The sequence below is a fragment of the Streptomyces macrosporus genome, from assembly GCF_039533145.1.
In the GTDB taxonomy this organism is placed as follows: Bacteria; Actinomycetota; Actinomycetes; order Streptomycetales; family Streptomycetaceae; genus Streptomyces; species Streptomyces macrosporus.
Window position 1 is genome coordinate 1 of sequence record NZ_BAAASZ010000009.1, and the last position, 21,412, is coordinate 21,412.

The 21,412-nt window shown below is 74.4% G+C and carries 13 protein-coding genes and 3 pseudogenes; 7 read left to right on the forward strand and 9 right to left on the reverse strand.

Annotated features, from left to right (window positions below):
• A pseudogene (locus tag ABD335_RS06265) lies at positions 1-1,864 on the forward strand (hypothetical protein); the annotation flags it as partial.
• A gap of 56 nt (positions 1,865-1,920) precedes the next feature.
• On the opposite strand, the gene ABD335_RS06270 reads toward ABD335_RS06265, so the two are convergent.
• The gene (locus ABD335_RS06270; protein WP_344321091.1) at positions 1,921-2,289 is read right to left on the reverse strand and encodes a hypothetical protein; all 369 of its coding nucleotides are present in this window, start codon (positions 2,287-2,289) and stop codon (positions 1,921-1,923) included.
• A 310-nt stretch (positions 2,290-2,599) separates the two neighbouring features.
• On the opposite strand from ABD335_RS06270, the gene ABD335_RS06275 reads away from it, so the two are divergent.
• From ABD335_RS06275 to ABD335_RS06285, 3 genes are read left to right on the forward strand one after another with little or no spacing between them, the layout of a single operon-like run.
• Complete coding sequence (locus ABD335_RS06275) at positions 2,600-5,071, forward strand: sensor histidine kinase (protein WP_344321102.1); 2,472 nt, start codon at positions 2,600-2,602, stop codon at positions 5,069-5,071.
• Positions 5,022-5,459, forward strand: a complete 438-nt coding sequence (locus tag ABD335_RS06280) for a roadblock/LC7 domain-containing protein (RefSeq protein WP_344321092.1) — start codon at positions 5,022-5,024, stop codon at positions 5,457-5,459. The genes ABD335_RS06275 and ABD335_RS06280 overlap by 50 nt, the downstream gene beginning before the upstream one ends.
• 6 nt (positions 5,460-5,465) lie before the next feature.
• On the forward strand, positions 5,466-5,879 hold the full coding sequence (locus ABD335_RS06285; RefSeq protein ID WP_344321093.1) for a DUF742 domain-containing protein: 414 nt from the start codon (positions 5,466-5,468) through the stop codon (positions 5,877-5,879).
• Positions 5,880-5,938: 59 nt separating this feature from the next.
• On the opposite strand, the gene ABD335_RS06290 is transcribed toward ABD335_RS06285, so the two are convergent.
• A complete protein-coding gene (locus ABD335_RS06290; RefSeq protein ID WP_344321094.1) occupies positions 5,939-6,898 on the reverse strand; it encodes a Rieske (2Fe-2S) protein in 960 nt (319 codons plus the stop codon).
• A 197-nt stretch (positions 6,899-7,095) separates the two neighbouring features.
• On the opposite strand from ABD335_RS06290, the gene ABD335_RS06295 reads away from it, so the two are divergent.
• Complete coding sequence (locus ABD335_RS06295; protein ID WP_344321095.1) at positions 7,096-7,707, forward strand: GTP-binding protein; 612 nt, start codon at positions 7,096-7,098, stop codon at positions 7,705-7,707.
• A gap of 141 nt (positions 7,708-7,848) precedes the next feature.
• Here ABD335_RS06295 and glpK read toward each other — a convergent pair whose 3' ends face one another.
• The 5 genes and pseudogenes from glpK to ABD335_RS06320 all read right to left on the reverse strand — a co-directional run bounded on the left by glpK (position 7,849) and on the right by ABD335_RS06320 (position 15,308).
• The gene (gene glpK, locus ABD335_RS06300) at positions 7,849-9,366 is read right to left on the reverse strand and encodes a glycerol kinase GlpK (protein ID WP_344321096.1); all 1,518 of its coding nucleotides are present in this window, start codon (positions 9,364-9,366) and stop codon (positions 7,849-7,851) included.
• 54 nt (positions 9,367-9,420) lie between these two features.
• Positions 9,421-10,154 (reverse strand): annotated as a pseudogene (locus tag ABD335_RS06305) (MIP/aquaporin family protein).
• A gap of 341 nt (positions 10,155-10,495) precedes the next feature.
• Positions 10,496-11,695: pseudogene (locus tag ABD335_RS06310) on the reverse strand (EAL domain-containing protein); the annotation flags it as partial.
• Positions 11,696-12,064: 369 nt separating this feature from the next.
• Positions 12,065-12,883, reverse strand: a complete 819-nt coding sequence (locus tag ABD335_RS06315; RefSeq protein ID WP_425583557.1) for a M15 family metallopeptidase — start codon at positions 12,881-12,883, stop codon at positions 12,065-12,067.
• A 73-nt stretch (positions 12,884-12,956) separates the two neighbouring features.
• Positions 12,957-15,308, reverse strand: coding sequence for a TIM-barrel domain-containing protein (locus ABD335_RS06320; protein ID WP_344321097.1), 2,352 nt, complete (start codon positions 15,306-15,308; stop codon positions 12,957-12,959).
• Between the two features lie 254 nt (positions 15,309-15,562).
• On the opposite strand from ABD335_RS06320, the gene ABD335_RS06325 reads away from it, so the two are divergent.
• Positions 15,563-17,587: an acetoacetate--CoA ligase gene (locus ABD335_RS06325; protein ID WP_344321098.1), complete on the forward strand. Its 2,025-nt coding sequence runs from the start codon at positions 15,563-15,565 to the stop codon at positions 17,585-17,587.
• Between the two features lie 73 nt (positions 17,588-17,660).
• Complete coding sequence (locus ABD335_RS06330; protein ID WP_344321099.1) at positions 17,661-18,638, forward strand: hypothetical protein; 978 nt, start codon at positions 17,661-17,663, stop codon at positions 18,636-18,638.
• Between the two features lie 74 nt (positions 18,639-18,712).
• Here the strand turns inward: ABD335_RS06330 and ptsP are convergent, their stop codons facing one another.
• The gene (gene ptsP, locus ABD335_RS06335) at positions 18,713-20,383 is read right to left on the reverse strand and encodes a phosphoenolpyruvate--protein phosphotransferase (protein ID WP_344321100.1); all 1,671 of its coding nucleotides are present in this window, start codon (positions 20,381-20,383) and stop codon (positions 18,713-18,715) included.
• Positions 20,384-20,482: 99 nt separating this feature from the next.
• On the reverse strand, positions 20,483-20,932 hold the full coding sequence (locus ABD335_RS06340; RefSeq protein WP_344321101.1) for a PTS sugar transporter subunit IIA: 450 nt from the start codon (positions 20,930-20,932) through the stop codon (positions 20,483-20,485).
• Between the last annotated feature and the right edge of the window lie 480 nt (positions 20,933-21,412).

The window sequence follows — 21,412 nt, forward strand, 5'->3', positions numbered from 1 at the left end:
TCCGCCTCCTGGGCGCCGACCTCGAACCCGTCGCGCCCGCCGAACCGCCCGCGCGCTGCGCGCCGAGCGCGCCGAGATCGCGGGCGCGCCCGACGCCCCCGAGGGCCTCGGCGAGGCGGAGGGCCCGGCCGACGCCGAACCGCCGGCCTCCCTCCCCGCCCTGCGCGAGGCGTACCGCGCGGCCTCCCAGCTCTACGAGAAGGTCGGCGTCGGGGCCGACCTGCGTGCCGAACAGGCCCGCGCCGAGGGGGACGAGAGCGCCGCCCGCGCCGCCCTGGACCGGCTCACCAACAAGGTCCGCACCCGCGCCGCTCAGCTCCTGGAGGGGCCCGACGGCGCCGACGGGCCCTCCCGGCAGGCCGCCGCCGCCCGCGCCGAGGCCCTGGTCCACATGCTGGAGTCCCGTGCCTCGGCCGCCAGCGAGCAGCTCGGCCGGCTGCGCGGCGAGGCCGAACGCCTGGCGCCCGAGAACGGCGAGGCCCACACCGAGCTGCCCGAGGAGCTGGTGCCCGCCGACGCCGAGCACGCCCAGGCCCTGCTGCGGGGCGCCAACACCGAACTGGCCGCCCGCACCGACGCCCTGGAGGCCGCCCGCGACGCCCACGCCGAGCTGGTGCGCGCCCACCGGGCGGCCGAGGACGCGGCGGGCGCCTTCGACGAACTGGCCGCCATGCTCCGCGACCTGCTGCGCGACCCCCACGGCACGAACGGGTCGGGGCAGGAGGACGGCGCGGAGCGCCCCGAGCCGTACGCCGACACCCTGGAGCAGGCCCGGCGCGCCGCCGCCGAGGCCCGCCGTTCCCTGCGCGGCTGCGCCGCCGACCTCACCGCCGCCGAGGCGGCCGTCCGCGAGGCGTGCGACGTGCTGGTGCGGCACGCCAACGCCACCCGCTACGAGCAGGTGCGCACCCCCGCCCGCCAGCAGATCCGCGAACTGCCCTCCGCGGCCCTGCCCGACCACGCCGCCGCCTGGGCCGCGGCCTTCGAACCACGGCTGCGTGTCCTGACCGACGAGCTGGAGCAGTTGGAGCGCAACCGCGACAGCATCGTCGACCGGCTGCGCGGCCTGGTGGAGACCTCACTGGCCACCCTCCGCTCCGCGCAGCGGCTCTCCCGGCTCCCGGAGGGCCTGGGGGAGTGGTCCGGTCAGGAGTTCCTGCGCATCCGCTTCGAGGACCCGGACCAGGCCGCCCTCACCGAGCGGCTGGGCGAGGTGATCGACGAGGCCACCCGGGCGGCCGTCCGCCGGAACTCCGACCTGCGCCGGGACGGCATGACGCTGCTGCTGCGCGGCGTCCACGCCGCTCTCCAGCCGCGCGGGGTCGCCGTGGAGATCCTCAAGCCCGACGCGGTGCTGCGCGCCGAGCGGGTGCCGGTCGGGCAGATGGGCGACGTCTTCTCCGGCGGCCAGCTGCTGACCGCCGCCATCGCCCTGTACTGCACGATGGCCGCCCTGCGCAGCAACGACCGGGGCCGCGACAAGCACCGGCACGCCGGCACGCTCTTCCTCGACAATCCCATCGGCCGGGCCAACGCCACCTATCTGCTGGAGCTCCAGCGGGCCGTCGCCGACGCGCTCGGCGTCCAGCTCATCTACACCACCGGCCTGTTCGACACCACCGCGCTCGCGGAGTTCCCGCTGGTGATCCGGCTGCGCAACGACGCGGACCTGCGGGCGGGGCTGAAGTACATCAGCGTCGAGGAGCACCTGCGGCCCGGACTGCCCAAGCGGGATCCCGACGCCGAACCGGTGCACGGCGAGGTCACGGCCACCCGGATGTTCCGGCGCCCCGAACACGCCGAACGGGAACACGCCGAACGGGGGCGGGAGGCCCGCGCCGCGGCCGGCACGGCGTCCGGCTGACCGACACGGACGCGCCGGCCGGGCACGGGCGAACGGCGTGCCCCCAAGGGCCGTCGTCAGGGGTTTCCCCGGGACGCCCCGGAGTTCAGGACGCCCTCCGGACCGCCCGTCCCCCCGGCCCCGCCGGGCGACGGCGCCCGCCGCCCGCGGCGGAAGGGGCCGCGCTCGCGCGCCGCGCTGCTGGGTGTGGAGACCACCCCGTTCCGCTGGATCCACATCTGCCGGGTCACCCACACGTCCAGCACCCCCCAGGTGGTGATCACCGTGCTCGCCACCGCCACCAGCACCATCGGAAAGGCGAGCCACACCATGGCCAGGGAGCACAGCACGGCGATCATCACCAGCACCAGCGTCACCGCCACGAGGATGACCGCGCGCACGGCCGCCGCCCGCACCGGATCGGGAAGTCGCGACATGGTGTCCATGGAATCTCCACTCTCCTCGTACACCGTGTCCTCATACCGGTCGGACCGAAACTGATCGAATCCGCCCGGCCCCCAGTCGGCCCTGTTCAGCCCCATGTGATCTCCCCGCGCCGCGCCGTGCCCGCGTCTCCGGCGCACCCTCCGGTGTCCGGTGTATCCCAGCATGGCGTCACAACCGTGCGGGCCGGCCACGCGACAGGCACTCGATGGCTCGGACGTGTCTACGAGTCGCCCGGTGTCGGTAGTAGGCTCGCGCCGTTTGCTGAGGAAACTCATGTCCCTGTGCGACGGGGTGGACGTAGGGGAGGCCATGCGCTTTCGCGGCAAGTCGATCCGCCGGAAGATCGTGGCGTTACTGCTGGTCCCCCTGGTGGCGCTCACCTCGATCTGGACGTTCGCCACTGTGATCACCAGTCGCGAGGCGGACCGGCTGCTCGACGTCGCCGCCGTCACGGACGAGCTCGGCGGCCCGGTCCGGGAGACCGTCCGGGCGCTCCAGGAGGAACGCCGCCACGCCCTCGTCCACCTCGCCGATCCCCGCCGCGCCGACTCCCTGACCGCCCTCCGCGACGGTCGGCGCGTCACCGACCGGGCGGTGGCGGCCCTGCGCGCCCGCGCGTCGGGCGAGGAGGTGCGCGACGACCTGGACGCCGACTCCCACAGACGGCTGGACGACCTCCTCGACGGGCTCGACCGGTTGGGGAGGGTGCGGGAGCGGATCGAGGAGAACACCATCGAACGCCGGGACGCCTACGACGCGTACAACGCCGTCGTCGACCCCTGCCACTCCTTCCTCGCCAGCCTGCGCGGCCTGGACGACGTCCGTCTCGACACCGAGGGTCGCGCCCTCACCGGCCTCGCCCGCGCCCGCGAGTACCTCTCCCGCGAGGACGCGCTGATGGCCGCCGCGTTCACCGCCGGACGGATGACCAAGGACGAACTGCGCGCGTTCTCCGACCGGGTGGCCGAACGCGACCTCACCTACCGCATCCACCTGGGAATGCTCCCCGCCGAGGACCGCGAGAGGTACGAGGAGTTCTGGTCCGGTACCGAAGGCCGGGCCCTGCGCGCCGCCGAGGACCGGATCGTCGACGCCGGTGCCCCCGGCGCGGTGGGCGCCTTCAACGCCGACCGCTGGCGGACGACCGCCGGGAGCGTCCTGGACGAATTACGGCGTCTGGACGAGGAGTCGGAGGCCCGCTACCGGCAGCGCGTCGAGCCCGAGGCCGAATCCGTGCTGCTGCGCGCCGGGATCGCCGGGATCCTGGGCTTCGTCGCCGTGCTGGTCTCCGTGGTCGTCTCCTTCCGCATCGGCCGCGGCCTCGTCCGCGACCTCGGCGCCCTGCGCAGGGAGGCGAACGAGGCCGCGGGGGTGCGGCTGCCCGCCATCATGCGGCGACTCGCCGCGGGCGAGCAGATCGACGTCGAGACCGAGGCGCCGCGCCTGGAGTACGGGCGCGACGAGATGGGACAGGTCGGGCAGGCCCTGAACACCCTTCAGCGGGCCGCCGTCGAGGCCGCCGTCCGGCAGGCGGACATGCGCCGGGGCGTCTCCGAGGTCTTCGTCAACCTCGCCCGCCGCAACCAGGTGCTGCTGCACCGCCAGATCACCCTGCTGGACGCCATGGAGCGGCGCACCGAGGACCCCGAGGAACTGGCCGACCTCTTCCGGCTCGACCACCTCACCACCCGTATGCGGCGCCACGCCGAGGGGCTGGTGATCCTCTCCGGCGCCGCCCCCTCCCGGCAGTGGCGCAAACCCATCCCGCTGATGGACGTCGTCCGCGCGGCGGTGTCCGAGGTGGAGGAGTACGAGCGCATCGAGGTGCGGCGCCTGCCCCCGCTCGCGGTCGACGGCGCCGCCATCGCCGACCTCACCCACCTCATCGCCGAACTCCTGGAGAACGCGACCGTCTTCTCGCCTCCGCACACCGCGGTCCAGGTGGTCGGCGAGCGGGTGCCCAGCGGCTTCGCCCTGGAGATCCACGACCGCGGCCTGGGCATGGCCCCCGAGGCGCTGCTGGAGGCGAACCTCCGGCTCGCCGAGACCCCCGACGTCCGGCTCTCCGACACCGACCGGCTCGGTCTGTTCGTCGTCTCGCGGCTCGGCCGGCGCCAGGGCGTCCGCGTCTCCCTGCAGCCCTCCCCGTACGGCGGCACCACCGCCGTCGTGCTCATCCCGGGCGCGCTGCTCACCGAGGCGCCCGGGAACGCCGAGGGGGCCAAGGGCGTCGAGGGGACCCGGACCGCCGCGGGCCTTCCGCGCCGCGAGCCGCGTCCCGCGCTCGGAGCGGTGCGGGACGCTCCCACCGCGCCGGAGGCTCCCGTCGGGCCCGTGCGGCAGGCCCACGGCAGCATCGGCGACCTCCTCGGCGGGCACACCGGCCGCTTCGACCACGGGCATCCGGCCGACGCCGGGACCGCGCACGGCGAACCGGAACGGGGACCGCGGCGTGCCGCGGGGACGCCGACCACGGAGAGCGGCCTGCCCCGGCGCGTACGGCAGGGCGGCCTCGTCGGGGAACCGGGCACACCGGAGCGCGGCCGGGAACGGGACCGGGGCGGGGAAGGGGACCGGACCCGGGACGCCGACGAGGTGCGCGACCGGATGGCCGCGCTCCAGCGCGGCCTGTGGCGCGGCCGGCGGCAGAACACGGACCTCCCGGACGACGCGGAGCCCGACCTCCGGGGCGGCGCCGCACCGGGAACGACTCATCGGAGAGGAGCGGCCGATGACCGCACCGCACGGCACGGAAAGCGGCACCGCCCGGGAAACGGGTGAACTGGACTGGCTCCTGGACGAGCTGGCGGGACGGGTCGCCGGCATCCGCAAGGCGCTGGTGCTCTCCGGCGACGGCCTGCCCCGGGGCGTCTCCGGGGACCTCACCCGCGAGGAGGGCGAGCACCTGGCCGCCGTGGCCTCCGGCTTCCACAGCCTCGCCAGGGGCGCCGGACTGCGGTTCGGGACGGGGGAGGTCCGGCAGACCGTGGTCGAGTTGGAGCGGGCGTTCCTGTTCGTCACCGCGGCGGGCGACGGAAGCTGCCTGGCCGTGCTGTCGGACGCCGACGCCGACGTGGGCCGGATCGCCTACGAGACGACACTGCTCGTCAAGCGGGTCGGCGCCCATCTGGGGACCGCGCCCCGGCGCGGCGCGCCCGGCGGGGGGTGAGGCACCGTGACGGATCGGTGGTTCGACGACGCGGCCGGGCCGGTGGTGCGGCCGTACGCCATGACGCGCGGCCGCACCCGCAGCAGCCGCGGGGGCCGCATCGACCTGGTGGCACTGGTGATCGCCCGACCGGACGCGGACGATCCGGACGGGTTCGGCGTCCCGGCGGACACCGAACCCCCCGGCCTCCCCGGTGCCCTCGGCCCAGAGCACCTCGACATCGTCGCCCGGTGCCGGCGGGCTCCCCAGCCGATCGCCGAACTGGCGGTCGGGCTGGACCTGCCGGTGGGGGTCGTCCGGGTCCTCGTCGGCGATCTCGTGGCCGCCGAACTGGTGCGCGTCGCCCGCCCGGTGCCTCCGGCCGAACTGCCCGACGAGAGGGTCCTGCGCGATGTGATCAACGGTCTGCGGGCCCTGTGAGCACCGCGACCCGCGGCCGGCCGCCGGCGCCGACCCCCGGCGCACCGGCCCGCGCCGGTCTACGCGGACCTGGGCACGGAACGGTGCGCCTCGGCCGGTTCGCTCACCAGTCGCGCCTCCACCCGGCCGTCCACCAGCCGGGTCTCGAAGACCGGCTGGGGCGAGGTCGCGGGGCCGCGCACGTTCCAGCCGTCCGAGAGGCGGAAGACGCTGCCGTGCCACGGGCACCGCACGCAGCCGTCGACGATCTTCCCCCGGGACAGCGGCCCGGCCATGTGGCTGCACCGGTCGGCCAGCGCGTGCACCGTCCCGCCGGGCTCGCGGACGACGAGCAGCGGGGTCTCGCCCACGTGACGCCGCACCGGTTCGCCGACCGGCAGGTCCGCCAGGTCGCCGATCGGGTGCCAGCCGGGCTCGACCACGGCCGGGACCTGCTCGGCGTGGTTGACCCCCGCGGCCTGACGGTAGGCCAGGTGCCCGCCCAGGCCGCCTCCCACCCCCACCACGGTCAGTCCCGCGAAGCCCAGGAGGCGTCCCAGCCCGCGCCGGCCGCGCAGCCGGGCGTTGAGCGAGGCGGCGTACAGGCCGACGGCCGTGATGTTCGCCGCCGCGTGCACCAGCCCCACCCGCATCTGCGGCTTGCGCATGTCGGCCCAGTCCACCCAGCCCGCCAGGGCGGCCGGGGCGGCCGCCGTCAGACCCAGGCCCACCAGGGTGTCGGCGCCGCGGCGCTGCCCGGGCAGCAGGTCCAGGACGGCGGCGGACATCCAGGCCCCGATGGGGACCTGCACCATCATCGGGTGGGCGGGATGGCCCAGCCAGCGGCCGTGCAGGGCGTCACGGGCCCCGCCCAGCGGAAGGGCGTACACGGCGCGCCGCAGCGGACCGAGCACGCCGTCGAGGCGCGAGGTGCCCTCCAACTTCTCCACGGCCGTCAGCACCCGCCCGGGGCGGTCGGGGTCCGGCAGCACCGAGCGGACGGCCGAGAGAACACCACGAATGTTCCGATAAACAGGCATACCACACCGTTTCCGGGCGGCGACGGCCGTAAACGACCTGCCGGGGTGGCAGGCGCCCGGAACGTCACGTGGAACGCCACCCGGAGCGCCACCCGGAGCGTCGCGCGGGCGCGCGAAGGGCTTGTCGTGGACGCGGCCTTTGCGGAACGATCGCTTGCCCCGACGGGCGGCACTGCAGAATGCGGAGGAAGAGATCGATGGTCTTCGGGGACTCCGACCGCTACCGGGGGGACACCGCCGCCGAACCGGTGACGCTCAAGGTGCTGGTGGTGGGCGGCCTCGGGGTCGGCAAGACCACCCTGGTCGGTTCGGTCAGCGAGATCGGACCGCTGCGCACCGAGGAGCTCCTGGGCGAGACCGGCCGGCCGTTCGACGCCCCGGGGGGAACGGGGGCGGGGAGGGCCGCCACCGTCGCCATGGACTTCGGCCGCATCACCCTGGGCGGGTCGCTGACGCTCTGCCTCCTGGGCGCCCCGAGCCGGGGCGGCTCCCGACGCCTGTGGGACGAGTTGGTGGAGGGCGCGCTCGGCGCCGTGGTCCTCGTCGACCCCCGCCGCCTGGAGGACTGCTTCGGGGCCGTCGACCACTTCGAGCGGCACGCCGTCCCCTTCGCCGTGGCCGTCAACCGCTTCGACGGCGCCGACCACCACCCGCCGGAGGCGGTGCGCGCCGCGCTGGGGCTGGACGCGGAGGTGCCCGTCCTCCCGTGCGACGCGCGCGAGCGCGACTCCGTGCGCCGGGTGCTGCTCTCGGTCGTCGAGCACGCGATGCTCGCCGGCGCGGCCCGGCGCCGCGACGCCGTCGGCTGAGGCCGTCACGCGGGGTCGCCGTCACGCGGGGCCGCCCGAGCCGTCACGCGGGGCCGGGGGCCGGGCGGGAAACGCCCGCGGCCCGCCCCGGCACGCGCCGGAACGGGCCGCGGGATCGCGGTGCCGCGGGGGAGGGGGCCGTCAGTCGCCCTCCTCCCAGCCGAAGCTGCGCTCCACGGCCTTGCGCCAGTTGCGGTGCTCGCGCTCCCGCGTCTCGGCGTCCATCCGCGGGGTCCACTCGGCGTCCTTCTTCCAGTGCGCCTTGAGCTCGTCCAGGTCCGACCAGACCCCCGTGGCCAGCCCGGCCGCGTAGGCCGCGCCCAGACAGGTGGTCTCGGAGACCACGGGCCGGATCACCGGCACGTCCAGCACGTCCGCCTGGTGCTGCATCAGCAGCCCGTTGGCGGTCATGCCGCCGTCCACCTTGAGGCTGGTGATCTCCACGCCGGAGTCCTGGTACATCGCGTCCACGACCTCGCGCGTCTGCCAGCTCGTCGCCTCCAGCACGGCCCGCGCCAGGTGCGCCTTGGTGACGTAGCGGGTCAGGCCGGTGATCACACCCCGCGCGTCCGAGCGCCAGTAGGGCGCGAACAGGCCGGAGAAGGCCGGGACGATGTACGCGCCGCCGTTGTCCTCCACGCTCGCCGCCAGGGGTTCGATCTCGGCGGCCTCCCGGATGATCCCGAGCTGGTCGCGGAACCACTGCACCAGAGCGCCGGTGATGGCGATCGAGCCCTCCAGGCAGTAGACCGGCCGCTCGCCGCCGAGCTGGTAGCCCACCGTGGTGACCAGGCCGCTCTTGGAGGCCACCGGGCGGTGGCCGGTGTTCAGCAGCAGGAACGACCCGGTGCCGTAGGTGTTCTTGGCGTCGCCGACGTCGTAGCAGGTCTGGCCGAAGATGGCCGCCTGCTGGTCGCCGAGGGCCGAGGCCACCGGGACACCGGTGGACGTCCCGACCGCGGTGTTGCCGTACACCTCGGCCGAGGAACGGATCTCGGGCAGCATCGCCTCGGGGATGCCCATGGCGTCGAGGATGGAGGAGTCCCACTGGAGGGTCTCCAGGTTCATCAGCATGGTCCGGGAGGCGTTGGTGACGTCCGTGACGTGCACCCCGCCGTCCGTACCGCCGGTGAGGTTCCAGATCAGCCAGGAGTCCATGGTGCCGAAGGCGATCTCGCCGGCCTCGGCGCGCTTGCGCAGCCCCGGCACGTGCTCCAGCAGCCAGGCGGCCTTCGGGCCGGAGAAGTAGCTGGCCAGCGGCAGTCCGGTACGGTCCCGGAAGCGGTCCTGCCCCTCCTCGCCGCCCAGCTCCCGGCAGAGCGCGGCGGTGCGGGTGTCCTGCCAGACGATGGCGTTGTGGACCGGCTTGCCGGTGGACCGGTCCCACAGCACGGTCGTCTCGCGCTGGTTGGTGATGCCCATCGCGCCCAGGTCCCTGGCGCGCAGTCCGGCCTTGGCGAGCGCGCCCGCGACCACGGCCTGGACCCTGGACCAGATCTCGGTCGCGTCGTGCTCCACCCAGCCGGGTTTGGGGAAGATCTGTTGGTGTTCACGCTGGTCGACGGCGACGATCGCGCCGTCGTGGTCGAAGATGATGCAGCGACTCGACGTGGTGCCCTGGTCGATCGCGGCGACGTACGTGGGTGCGGTGTCCGTCATGAGTTCCCTCCGGGCCCTGTCTCCTCGGTTCCCGTCGTTCCCGTCGTTCCCCGTTCAGAACGCGAGGTTGTAGATCCATGCGGCGAGGACGCCGCCGATGAGCGGTCCGACCACCGGAACCCAGGAGTACCCCCGGTCGGAGGTGCCCTTGTTCGGGATGGGCAGCAGCGAGTGGTCGATGCGGGGCCCCAGGCCGCGGGCGGGGTTGATGGCGTAGCCGGTCGGACCGCCGAGGGACAGCCCGATCCCGACGACCGGCAGCGTCACGACCAGGACGAGGGCGCCGGACTCGCCCAGCCCCGTGGTCAGGCCGAAGGCCGGGATCGGCAGTACCAGGGCGATGGTCGCGATGATCTCGGTGATCAGGTTGGTCACCGGAGTGCGGATCTCGGGGATGGTCGAGAAGACGCCGAGGGTCGGTGTCGCGGTGTCCTTGGCGCGGTTCGCCGCGAACTGCGAGTGGTAGGTGAGCCAGGCCGGTACGGCGCCGAGCATCGCGCCGATGATCTGGCCCGCGATGTAGACCGGGACCTTGTCCCGGTTCTCTCCGGTCTGCACGGCGATGCCGAGGGGCACCGCCGGGTTGATGCGCCCCCGGACAGCGGGGCCGCGGTGTACGCGCCGGCCGGCGCGCCGAAGCCCCAGCCGAAGGCGACGACGATCCATCCCGCCGCCTTCGCCTTGGAGTGGTCGAGCGTGATGGCCGCGCAGACGCCCGCGCCGAACAGGATCAGGATCGCCGTTCCGATGATCTCGCCGAGGAAGATGTCGCCGTTGGGAAGGTTCATAGCCGCTCCTCGTGCCCTCACCCCGGGCAGCGGCCCCGGGGGTCCCTGCGGGGTGCGTTCTGCGGTGCCGGGCGGAAGGCGGGAGCCCGCGTCCCGCCCGGTACCGCGACGAGCGTGCGTGTCAGCCGTGTACAGCGGAATCGCCCCGGGGAGCACGCGGCCTTGGAACCGACCTACGGCGATACCGTCTGATAATCGGAAGTGTTCACCCGGGTAACGGGACCGTCAAGGTGAACGACGCGGCGAAGTGGTCCAGTCCACTGGGCGTCCCACGGCGGCGCACACCGCGCCGACCGGGGCGGTCGGACGGTCGACGGGACGGATCAGCCCGCCCCCGGACGCGGTGTGCGGGTGAGCGGATTCAGCCCGGAGGTGTCCTCCAAACGGCTGTCGGCCAGCGCCCTGACGACCTCGGCCAGCCGCACCACGCCCACGCACCGCCCCGCGTCGTCCACGACCGCCACGTCGTCGGCCGTACGGCCGCGGTCGTCGGCGGCCACCACGTCGAGCACGTCCCAGGCGGTGGCCCCCAGCCGGACCGTGCGGGGCCGGTCCGCGAGGCGGACCGCCGGCCGGTCGGCGTACAGCGCGTGGCCGTACCGGCCCGACATCGCCAGCAGGAAACGGTCCCGGTCCACCGCGCGCACCGGCACCCCGTCGGGGTCCACCAGCAGCACCCCGCTCACCTCCGGCGAGCCGGTGAGCAGCGCCCGTACCTGGGAGGCGGAGGCCGACAGCGGCAGCATCGCCGCGGGGTGGAGGAAGTCGGCGACCGGCGGACCTCCCGCGCCGCTCCCGACCGGCGGGGCGGTGGGCGGGCACAGGGGGAGGCGGACCTCGGTGACGGGACGGCGCGCGGGCGGGGCGAACAGGTGCCCCTGGGCCAGGTGCGCCCCGGCCGCCCGCGCCGCCGCGTACTGCAACTCGGTCTCCACGCCCTCGACCGTCAACAGCGCGCCGATCCCGTCGCAGAACCGCCGCAACCCGGCGACCGCCGCGCGGTACGTCGAGCGGTGCGGCAGCCCGGCGACCACCGCGGCGTCCACCTTCACCAGATCGGGGGAGAGGTCGGCGAGCAGCAGCATCGACAGCTCGCCGGCGCCGACCCCGTCCGCGCAGATCCGGAAACCGTCCTCGCGCAGCGCGCCGACCGCCGAGAGCAGCGCCTCGCGCGGTACGCCCCCCGACGCCCCCGGTGACGCCCCCGACGACGCCCTCGCTGACGGAGTGACGTCCAGCGTCACCTCCCAGGGGCGGCGTCCCGCGTCCCGCACGACCCGGCGCAGCGCCGTGAGGTCCCCGAGCGCGGCGAGGGTGCCGGTGAAGACGTTGACGTGCAGGGGGAGCAGGCCCTCCTGACGGGTGGCGGACCGCAGGGCCAGCGCGGCGAGTTCGGCGTCCACCTCCGGGTCGCGGCGGGCCTCGGCCAGGACGTCACCCTCCGTGGAACGCGCCAGGACCTCCATGGCCGTCACGGAGCCGGTCGCGAGGTCGACGACCGGTTGGTAGGCGAAGCGGAGATGGTCCGTCCAGGCGTGCACGACATCAGCATGCGGCCGGCGGGAGCGCGCGACGGGCGTACCGAAGGGTTGTTCGCACACTGTTCACGAGCATGTCGGAGCACGGGGGCTTGGCACATGCCCCTGACACGGGACCCGACGTCCGGCCGCCCGCGGACGCGTCCCGGCCACGCCGAAAAGCTCCGGAGGAAGCTCAGGGGAGAGGTCCGGGCAAAGCCCCGGAGAAAGCTCCGAGAAAAGGTCCGGAAACGGTCCGGGAAACGTCGCGAACGCGTGACGGCGCGTCGGCCCGCGAACCCCTTCCGGAAGATCGGCGTCCCCACCATCGGACGGCGGTACGGGACCCACGGGGGTGGTTCCGTACCGCCGTCCGCGGCTCCGCGCCCGCCCTCAGCGACCGGTGAGCGACCGGCGGTGCACCGGGAAGTCGAAGTAGGTGTCGGGGAACGGCTCCGAGCCGAGGCTGTAGTGCCACCACTCCGACGGGTAGTTGACGAACCCCACCTCCTCCAGGGTCTCCTTCAGCAGCAGCCGGTTGGCCCGCTGCTCCCCGGTGATCCGCGGGTCCAACGTGTGCGACAGGGTGTCGAAGCAGTCGTAGCCGGTCCCCATGTCCACCGAGTTGTCCGGGAAGCGCTCCTCCCACGGCGCGAAGCACGGCGTCAGCGGCTCGCCCGGCACGTACGGCCGGGTCGGCCACGCGGGCAGCCGCACCAGGGTCAGGTCGACGGTGCTGCCCCGGCTGTGCCCGGACCGCGACGCGATGTACCCGTCCTCGAACAGCCGCGCCTTGTCCACCCGCGGATAGAACTCCTCCTTCATCCGCTGGTCGTCGAGGTCCTCCGCCCACGCCACGAAGTGGTCCACGGCCCGCTGCGGGCGGTAGCAGTCGTACACCTTCAGCGAGTAACCCCGCCACAGCAGCTTCCACTGCGCCCGGCGCAGGGCCTCGGCGGCGTCGCGGGTGAGGATGCACATCGGCCGGCGGTAGCCGTCCACGGGCTCGCCCACGAAGTTGTGGGCGGTGGTGTAGCGGATCTCCTGGATGATCGTCGGGTCCACGTCGGAGAGCGCCACGAACGCGGGCGGGGCCTTCGGCTCCGGCTCCGCCCGCGCGGGCGGAGCCGTCGCGAGGAGGGCGGCGAGGGCGAGCAGCACCGCGACGAGCGGCGCCCCGGCGGTCCGTGAGGTCGATGTCCTGATCATCATGGCCCTCCCTCTACCAGGCATCCGGAGCGGCGCGAAAGACCGCCCGCACGCCCCTCACACACGCCTCACTTCCTCACGCCTCCAGGCCGCGCACCCGCACCGGGTACCCCACCTCCGCGGTTCCCTCCCGCGCCACCATCGCCTCCCGGCCCAGCATCCGCACGGAGAACCGCTCCAGCTCCACCCGGCCCCAGCCGTCGCCCGTGTCCACGGCGACCACCCCGCCGCCCGTGCGCCCGTGTGGCGGCGCCCACACCTCCAACTCGATCCCCCCGCCCGGCCCGGTCACCGGCAGCACCGACCCCGCCCGCGCCAGCACCGGGATCCGAGCCGGCGGCGCCTCGACCACCACCTGGCCCGGCCCCTCGTACGCCTCGCCCGTGGCCGTGTCGTACCACCGCCCGCGCGGCAGCCGTACGGCGCGACGCGCCACCCCCGGCTCCAGCACCGGAGCCACCAGCAGCGCGTCCCCGAGCAGGAACGCGTCCTCGCACTCCCGCAGGGCCCGGTCCTTCGGCGCGCCCCACCACAGCGGCCGCGCGTAGGGGGCGCCGGACCGTTGCGCCAGCCGGGCCAGCGTCACGAAGTACGGCAGCAGCCGCTCCCGCTCGCGCAGCGCCGCCCGCGCGTGCTCCACCACCTCGGGCCCGAACTCCCACGGCTCGCGCCGCCCGCTCCCCGGCCCGGAGTGCGTACGGAACAGCGGCAGGTACGCGCCGAGCTGGAACCAGCGCAGGTACAGCTCCGGCGACGGCCGCGGCGTCCCCGGACCGCCCCCGACGTCCGAGCCGCAGTACGGCACCCCGCACAGCCCCAGGCCGATCACCTGGGCGAGCGCGGCGCGCAGCCCCTCCCAACCGGTCTCGGCCTGGTCCGTCCAGGTGCCGCCGTAGCGCTGGAGCCCCGCCCAGCCCGAGCGCGACACCAGGAACGGCCGCTCGTGGGGCCGCAGCCCGCGCAACCCCTCGAAACCGGCCCGGGCCATCGCCAGGGCGTAGACGTTGTGCGCCTCCCGGTGGTCGCCGCCGCGCGACTCCAGACAGTGTCGGGCCGACCGCGGCAGCGTCGGCTCACCGAGGACGGCGAAGGAGACCGGATCGTTCGCGTCGTGGCAGATCCCGGCGAAGCCCTGCTCCAGCCGCTCGGCGTACAGGCCGCCCCACCACTTGCGCGTGCGGGGATCGGTGAAGTCCGGGTACACCGCCTCGCCCGGCCGGCCCAGCCCCCGCACGGGCACGCCCCGCGCGTCCCGTACGAAGGCGTCCTCGTCCCGCCCGTCGTCGTACACCGCCTCCCCGGCCTCGGCCCGCACCGCCGGCTCGACGACCGACACCAGCCGCACCCCGCTTCCGCGCAGCGAGGCCGCCAGCCCGGGGAGGTCCGGGAACCGCCCGGAGTCCACCGTGAACCCCCGCTGCCGCCGATGGTGACCGGCGCCCAACTGCACGGCGCGCAACGGCAGTCCGCGCTCGGCGTACCCCGCCACGATCCGCCGGACCCCCTCCTCGCCCTCCGCTCCCCACACGGCGTGCTGATGGCCCAGCGCCCACCGCGGCGGCACCGCCGGCGCCCCCGTCAGGGCCCGCCACCCCTGCATCACCCGCGACGGCGCCCCGGTCAGCACCCAGTAGCGCAGCGGACCGCCCGACATCCGCACCTCGCACCGGCCCGGCCGGTCGTGGCCCGAACCCGCGCCCTCCACGCCCTCGCGCAGCGTCACCACGCCGTCCCAGGAGTTGTCGTGGAAGACCAGGTGACCGCCCGCGTCCGCCACCACCCACAGCACCGGCATCGTCAGCGACCGCTCCGCGCGCCGCGCGCCGAAGGGCGTGGGCCCCGCGTTCCACAGCCGGTACGGCCCCCCGCGCAGCCGCGGCCCCGGCGTCCGCCCGCCCAGACCGAAGAACCGCGCGTCCGCCGGCACCTCCGAACGCTGCGTCCAACGGGCCTCCGACCCGCCGTCCACCGGCTCCCACCAGCGCGGCGGCAGGTCCCGCCGCAGCACCACCCCGCCCGGGGTGCGCACCTCCACCGTCCCGAGCCGGGTCACGGTCACCAGCACCCGCTCGGAGACCACCCGCCAGCCGCCGTCCTTGTCCGGCTCCAGCGTCGCCCGGGCGTCGGCCTGCGGGTACGTACCGGCCAGCGCGTACGACGGCTCCGGCGCGGCGCCGTCCCACCCGCAGAACACCACACCGCCCGCCGTCACCCGCACCCGCAGCGACGACCGCTCGAAGTGCACCACGCCACCGCCCGGCCCCGGCTCGGCCCCCCGCGCCTCCCCCGGCACCCGGGCCCGCTCCCGGCCCACGCGCGGCAGCGCCCGGGCGTCCGCGCGCCGGCCACGCCACCCCGCTCGGACCGCCCGCAGCCCCTGCGCCGCACCGACCACTCTCACCGACCGCACCAGGCCACGCGCATCCATGCTGATCAGAGTGCCATCATCCGCGTGCCGCCAACTCCGTGTTCAACCTCCGTTCACCCAACGTCCTCCAGTGGTTGCGCCACACTGTCCGACCCCCCGATATGGGGCAGCCACCCTGGTGCGGAAACCGATCACATGGCATCGTCCTGGACAGCCGCCGCGTACGCGCACGACCCCGGCCACCACCCCAGGGAACCGGCCGTGCGCGGAGACGACGCACACGACGCGTGAGACAGCAGTCCGGGAGAGCCGCCATGACCGCAGCGCACAGCGCCGCACCGACGACCGCAGACCAGCCGGAGCCCCTGTGGCGCCCCGGCCCCGACCGGATCGAGGGCGCCCGACTCACCCGCTTCCAGGCGTGGGCCGCCGAACGCTTCGGAGCCCCGGCCGCCGTCCCCGGCGACCCGGCGGCGAGCTACGCAGCGCTGCACCGCTGGTCCGTCGAGGAACTGCCCGTCTTCTGGCAGGCGGTCACCGAGTGGTTCGACGTCCGCTTCGCCACCCCGTACGAGACCGTCCTCGCCGACCGCTCCATGCCCGGGGCCGTCTGGTTCCCCGGCGCCACCCTCAACTACGCCGAGCACGCCCTGCGCGCCGGCGAGGACCCCGCCCGCGCGGACACCCCCGCCCTGCTGCACGTCGACGAGACCCACGAGCCCACCCCCGTCACCTGGGCCGAGCTGCGCCGCCAGGTCGGCTCCCTCGCCGCCGAACTGCGCCGCCTCGGCGTGCGCCCCGGCGACCGCGTCAGCGGCTACCTGCCCAACATCCCCCAGGCCGCCGTCGCCCTGCTGGCCACCGCCGCCGTCGGCGGCGTGTGGACCTCCTGCGCCCCCGACTTCGGCGCCCGCAGCGTCCTGGACCGCTTCCAGCAGGTCGAGCCCGTGGTGCTGTTCACCGTCGACGGCTACCGCTACGGCGGCAAGGAGCACGACCGCACCGAGGTCGTCGCCGAACTCCGCCGCGAGCTGCCCGGCCTGCGCGCCGTCGTCCACGTTCCCCTGCTCGGCACCCCGGCCCCCGAGGGCGCCCTGGAGTGGGACGCCCTCACCGCCGCCGACACCGAGCCGGTCTTCGAGCAGGTCCCCTTCGACCACCCGCTGTGGGTGCTCTACTCCTCCGGCACCACCGGCCTGCCCAAGGCCATCGTCCAGTCCCAGGGCGGCATCCTCGTCGAGCACCTCAAGCAGCTCGGCCTCCACTGCGACCTCGGCCCCGACGACCGCTTCTTCTGGTACACCTCCACCGGCTGGATGATGTGGAACTTCCTCGTCTCCGGCCTGCTGACCGGCACCACCGTCGTCCTCTACGACGGCAGCCCCGGACACCCCGACACCGCCGCCCAGTGGCGCGTGGCCGAACGCACCGGCACCACGCTGTACGGCACCTCCGCCGCGTACGTCATGGCCTGCCGCAAGGCCGGCGTCCACCCCGGTCGCGACTTCGACCTCTCCCGCGTCAAGTGCGTCGCCACCACCGGCTCCCCGCTGCCGCCCGACGGCTTCCGCTGGATCCACGACGAGGTCGCCGAGGACATGTGGATCGCCTCCGTCAGCGGCGGCACCGACGTGTGCAGCTGCTTCGCGGGCGCCGTTCCCACCCTCCCCGTCCACGTCGGCGAACTCCAGGCCCCCTGCCTGGGCACCGACCTGCAGTCCTGGGACCCGCAGGGCAAGCCGCTCGTCGACGAGGTCGGCGAACTGGTGATCGTCAACCCCATGCCGTCGATGCCGATCCGCTTCTGGAACGACCCCGACGGCTCCCGCTACCGCGACAGCTACTTCGAGATGTTCCCCGGCGTGTGGCGGCACGGCGACTGGACCACCCTCACCTCGCGCGGCACCGTGATCATCCACGGCCGCTCCGACTCCACCCTCAACCGGCAGGGCGTCCGCATGGGCTCCGCCGACATCTACGAGGCCGTCGAACGCCTCCCCGAGATCCGCGAGTCCCTGGTCATCGGTGTCGAACAGCCCGACGGCGGCTACTGGATGCCGCTGTTCGTCCACCTCTCCGAGGGGGCCGTCCTCGACGACGCCCTGCGCGACCGCATCAAGCAGACCATCCGCGAGCACCTCTCCCCGCGCCACGTCCCCGACGAGATCATCGAGGTCAAGGGCGTCCCCCACACCCTCACCGGCAAGCGGCTGGAGGTTCCGGTCAAGCGCCTCCTCCAGGGCGCCGACCTCGACAAGGCGGTCAACCCCGGATCGGTCGACGACGTCGGACTCCTCCGCTTCTACGAGCGCCTCGCCCGCGAGCGCCTCACCTCCTGACCGCTCCGCGGCCCGTTGTCAGCCCCCTCGGTTACGGTGAGTGACCAAGTGACCGCACCACCGAGGGGGAGACATGCCACGTACCGCGCACACCGGGGGCGGCGAGGGCCGCGGGCACCGCGGCGGTCGACGGCGCACGGCCGGCCCGGGCGGATTCCGGCCCGTGGCCGTGCGCCGGGCACTGCGCCGCGAGGCGCCCAGCACGGTCGCCGTCGTGGCCGATCCGGCCGGCTTCGCGGCCATGCGCCGCTACACCACGTTCGTCTTCGACGATCACCGAACGTATCTGCGGCAGACGGAAGGGCTGCTGCGCTCGCTCACCGCCCAGGGCATCCACACCCGCGTCGGCCTCTTCGACCCGGACGACTACGAGCACTTCTGCGCCCAGGAGCGGATCGACCCCGACACCCCCGACAGCCGCACGCGCTACGTCGCGGAGATCGCCGCCACCGGAGCCACCGTGCGGTACCGCGGCCAGCCCCTCGACCGACTCCTGCCCCTGCTCCTGGAAGGCTGGGAGCGGCAGGACGCCTGGGAGCGCGCCACCGCCGTGCTCACCGGCCTCGGCCCCAGCGCCGACCGCGGAAAGGACCTCGGTCGGGAGGCCCTCGAAGACGCCACGGAACTCCTGGCCCGGCTCCTCGACGCCGCCGGTCCCGGAACCCACCACATGGTGTGCAGCGTCGGCGGGGCCAGGGGCCCCCTGGTCGCGGTGGCCCACGTCGAGCGCACGGAGCACGACACCCTCCGAACGGCCCGGGAGACGGCCGCGGGGGAGACGGTCTTCCGCACGGTCCTCGCCGCGGGCATCGCCGCCGAGCGTCCGGGAGGGGTGGTCATGCGCACCGTCCGCGACGGGCGGGAGGAGGTCCGCGGGTGGAGCCTGCACGGCGGCCGGCTCCACCCGCTCACCGAGGCCGAGGTCTTCTCCGCCTACTGCACGGACGTCCGGACGGGAGAGCCGGTACCACCCGAACCGGGCCTCTCCTACCGGGCGGGTTTCCCGCTGCCCCACCCCCGAGCGGACGAGCGGGAGGGGGAAGGCCACTGACCGCCGCCCCACGCACCCGGTGCCGGCCGCCCCGCGGCGGAGCGGCCGGCACCGCACCGAGCCGGCCCCTGCGATCACTCCCCGGACAGCACCGACCGCGCGGCCGCCCGTGCCTCCTCACCGCTGTCCGATGCCCGCGCCGCGGCCGCCGCCCGCTCGCACTGCGCCATGGTGTGCTTGGCCAGCGTCGCGCGGACGTAGGGGATGGCCGTGGGGCCCATGGACAGGCTCGTGACACCCAGCCCGGTCAGGACGCAGGCCAGCAGCGGATCGGCCGCGGCCTCGCCGCAGACACCGCAGCTCTTGCCCTCGGCCGCGGCCGCCTCCGCGGCCGTCGCCACCAGGTCGAGCAGCGCGGGCTGCCACGGGTCCTGGTAACGCGACAGGGTGCCGACCTGCCGATCGGCGGCGAAGGTGTACTGCGCCAGGTCGTTGGTGCCCAGCGACAGGAACTCCACCTCCTGGAGGATCGAACGGGCGCGCAGAGCGGCCGAGGGGATCTCCACCATCGCGCCGAACTTGGCCCGCAGCCCGGCCTCCCGGCAGGCGTCGGCGAACGCCCTGGCGTCGGCCCGGTCGGCGACCATCGGCGCCATGACCTCCAGGTACACCGGCAGCCCCTTGGCCGCGCGGGCGAGCGCGGCCAACTGCGTCCGCAGCACCTCCGGGTGGTCGAGCAGCGTCCGCAGCCCACGGACCCCCAAAGCCGGGTTGGGCTCCTCGCCCGGGGTGAGGAAGCCCAGGGGCTTGTCCGCGCCCGCGTCCAGCACCCGCACCACGACGCGCCCCTCCGGGAACGCCTCCAGAACCTGCCGGTAGACCTCGGCCTGCCTCTTCTCCGACGGAGCCTTCCGGCTGTCGTCGAGGAACAGGAACTCCGTGCGGAACAGCCCCACGCCCTCGGCGCCCGCCTCCAGCGCGGCCGCCACGTCCGCGGGGCCGCCGATGTTCGCGAGCAACGGCACCTTGTGCCCGTCGGAGGTCGCGCCCGGTCCGGTGGCACCCGCGAGCGCGGCCTTCCGCTCCTCGGCGATCCGCGCCAGCTCCTCCCGCTGCTCCGGGCTCGGGTCCACCATGACCTCTCCCGTGCTGCCGTCCACCGCGACGATCGTGCCCTCGGCCAACTCGACGGCACCGTGCAGCGCCACCACCGCCGGCACCCCCAGGGCCCGGGCCAGGATGGCGCTGTGGCTGGTCGGCCCGCCCTCCTCGGTCACGAAGCCCAGAACGAGCGAGGTGTCGAGCAGCGCGGTGTCGGCGGGCGCCAGATCACGTGCGACCAGCACGTACGGCTCGTCGCTGTCCGGCACGCCCGGCATCGGAACGCCGAGCAGGCGGGCGACGATGCGGTTCCGCACGTCGTCCAGGTCCGCGACGCGCCCGGCCAGGTACTCACCCGCCCCGGCGAGCAGCGCACGGTAGGACGCGAAGGCGTCGTAGACCGCGCGTTCCGCGGTACTGCCCACGGTGATGCGCCGCTCGACATCGGTCATCAACTCCGGGTCCCGGGCCATCATGGCCTGGGCCTCCAGCATCGCCTGGGCCTCGCCGCCCGCCAGGTTCCCCCGCGCGACCAGATCGGCGGCCACGGCGTCCACGGCCCGGTGAGCCCTGTCCCGTTCGTGCGACATCCTGTCCGGGGGAATCCGATCGGTCGGCGGCTCCAGTTCCGCGGTGCCCATGTGCCGCACCTCGCCGATCGCCACCCCGTGGCTCACCCCGACGCCTCGAAGCGTTGTCTCCATCTCACCGGTCTCCGGTCGATTCGGTTTCTTGGGTGGGTAGGCGTCCGTCACGCGTCCACCGCGTGCGAACGCTCCGCCGCCGGCGCGGGGGCGGAGGGATCACCGCCAGGTGAACAGCGTGCCGCCGGAGGGCACGTCGACGTCGACGGCCACATCGGCCAGCGCGTCGGGCGTGGCCTCCAGCGCGACGACCGGACACACCGGCGACTTTCCCGCGGCCTCCACCTCGACCGGATTCCAGCGGACGATCGGGTCGCCGCGGCGCACGGTGTCGCCCTTGGCGGCCAGCAACTCGAAGCCTTGTCCGTTCAGCTGCACCGTGTCGATGCCGAGATGCGTCAACACACCGTGCCCGTCGTCGTCCACGACGACGAAGGCGTGTGGGTGCAGCGAGACGATGATGCCGTCGACAGGCGCGACGACGATGGAGGGCTCGCGGACGGGGTCGACGGCGGTCCCGGGCCCCACCATCACGCCGGAGAACACCGGGTCGGGCACGGCCGCCAGGCCGATGGCACGTCCGGCCAGCGGGGACGTCACGGTGGTCATGGGGAGCCTCCCGAGATGGCGGGGATCGAGCGGTCCGTCATCGTATGTCCTGGTAGGTGTACTGATCAGAAGCCTAGGACATGGGAACCGTCCGTTCCGTGGAGCGCGCGCGTGGCGGCCCGTACGGATGCACGGCATCGGGCCGACCCGAGGAGACCCGAGGAGACCCGAGGAGACCCGAGGAGAGGGGCCGGGGAACAGTTGCGGACGGGCCCTGGTCGAGACGGCCTGCCGTGCGGGAGGCGGCGGGAACAGCCCCGTCCCTGTCCGTGGTCTCCTTGCCGTCAACGAGCGACCCGGATCCGGCAGGCGGGTGTTGACACTGAGCCGCCTGGTCCGTATAGTCGGCAAAGTTGTCAGGGAGCCGAAGGCTTCGGCAACCCTTCTGCCACGTCTGGTGGCGACCACTCAACCTAGCGTAAATCCTTCCGGGGTGGAGTGCGGCGTGCCGTCATTCCTTTTCCGGATCGGCTCGATTGG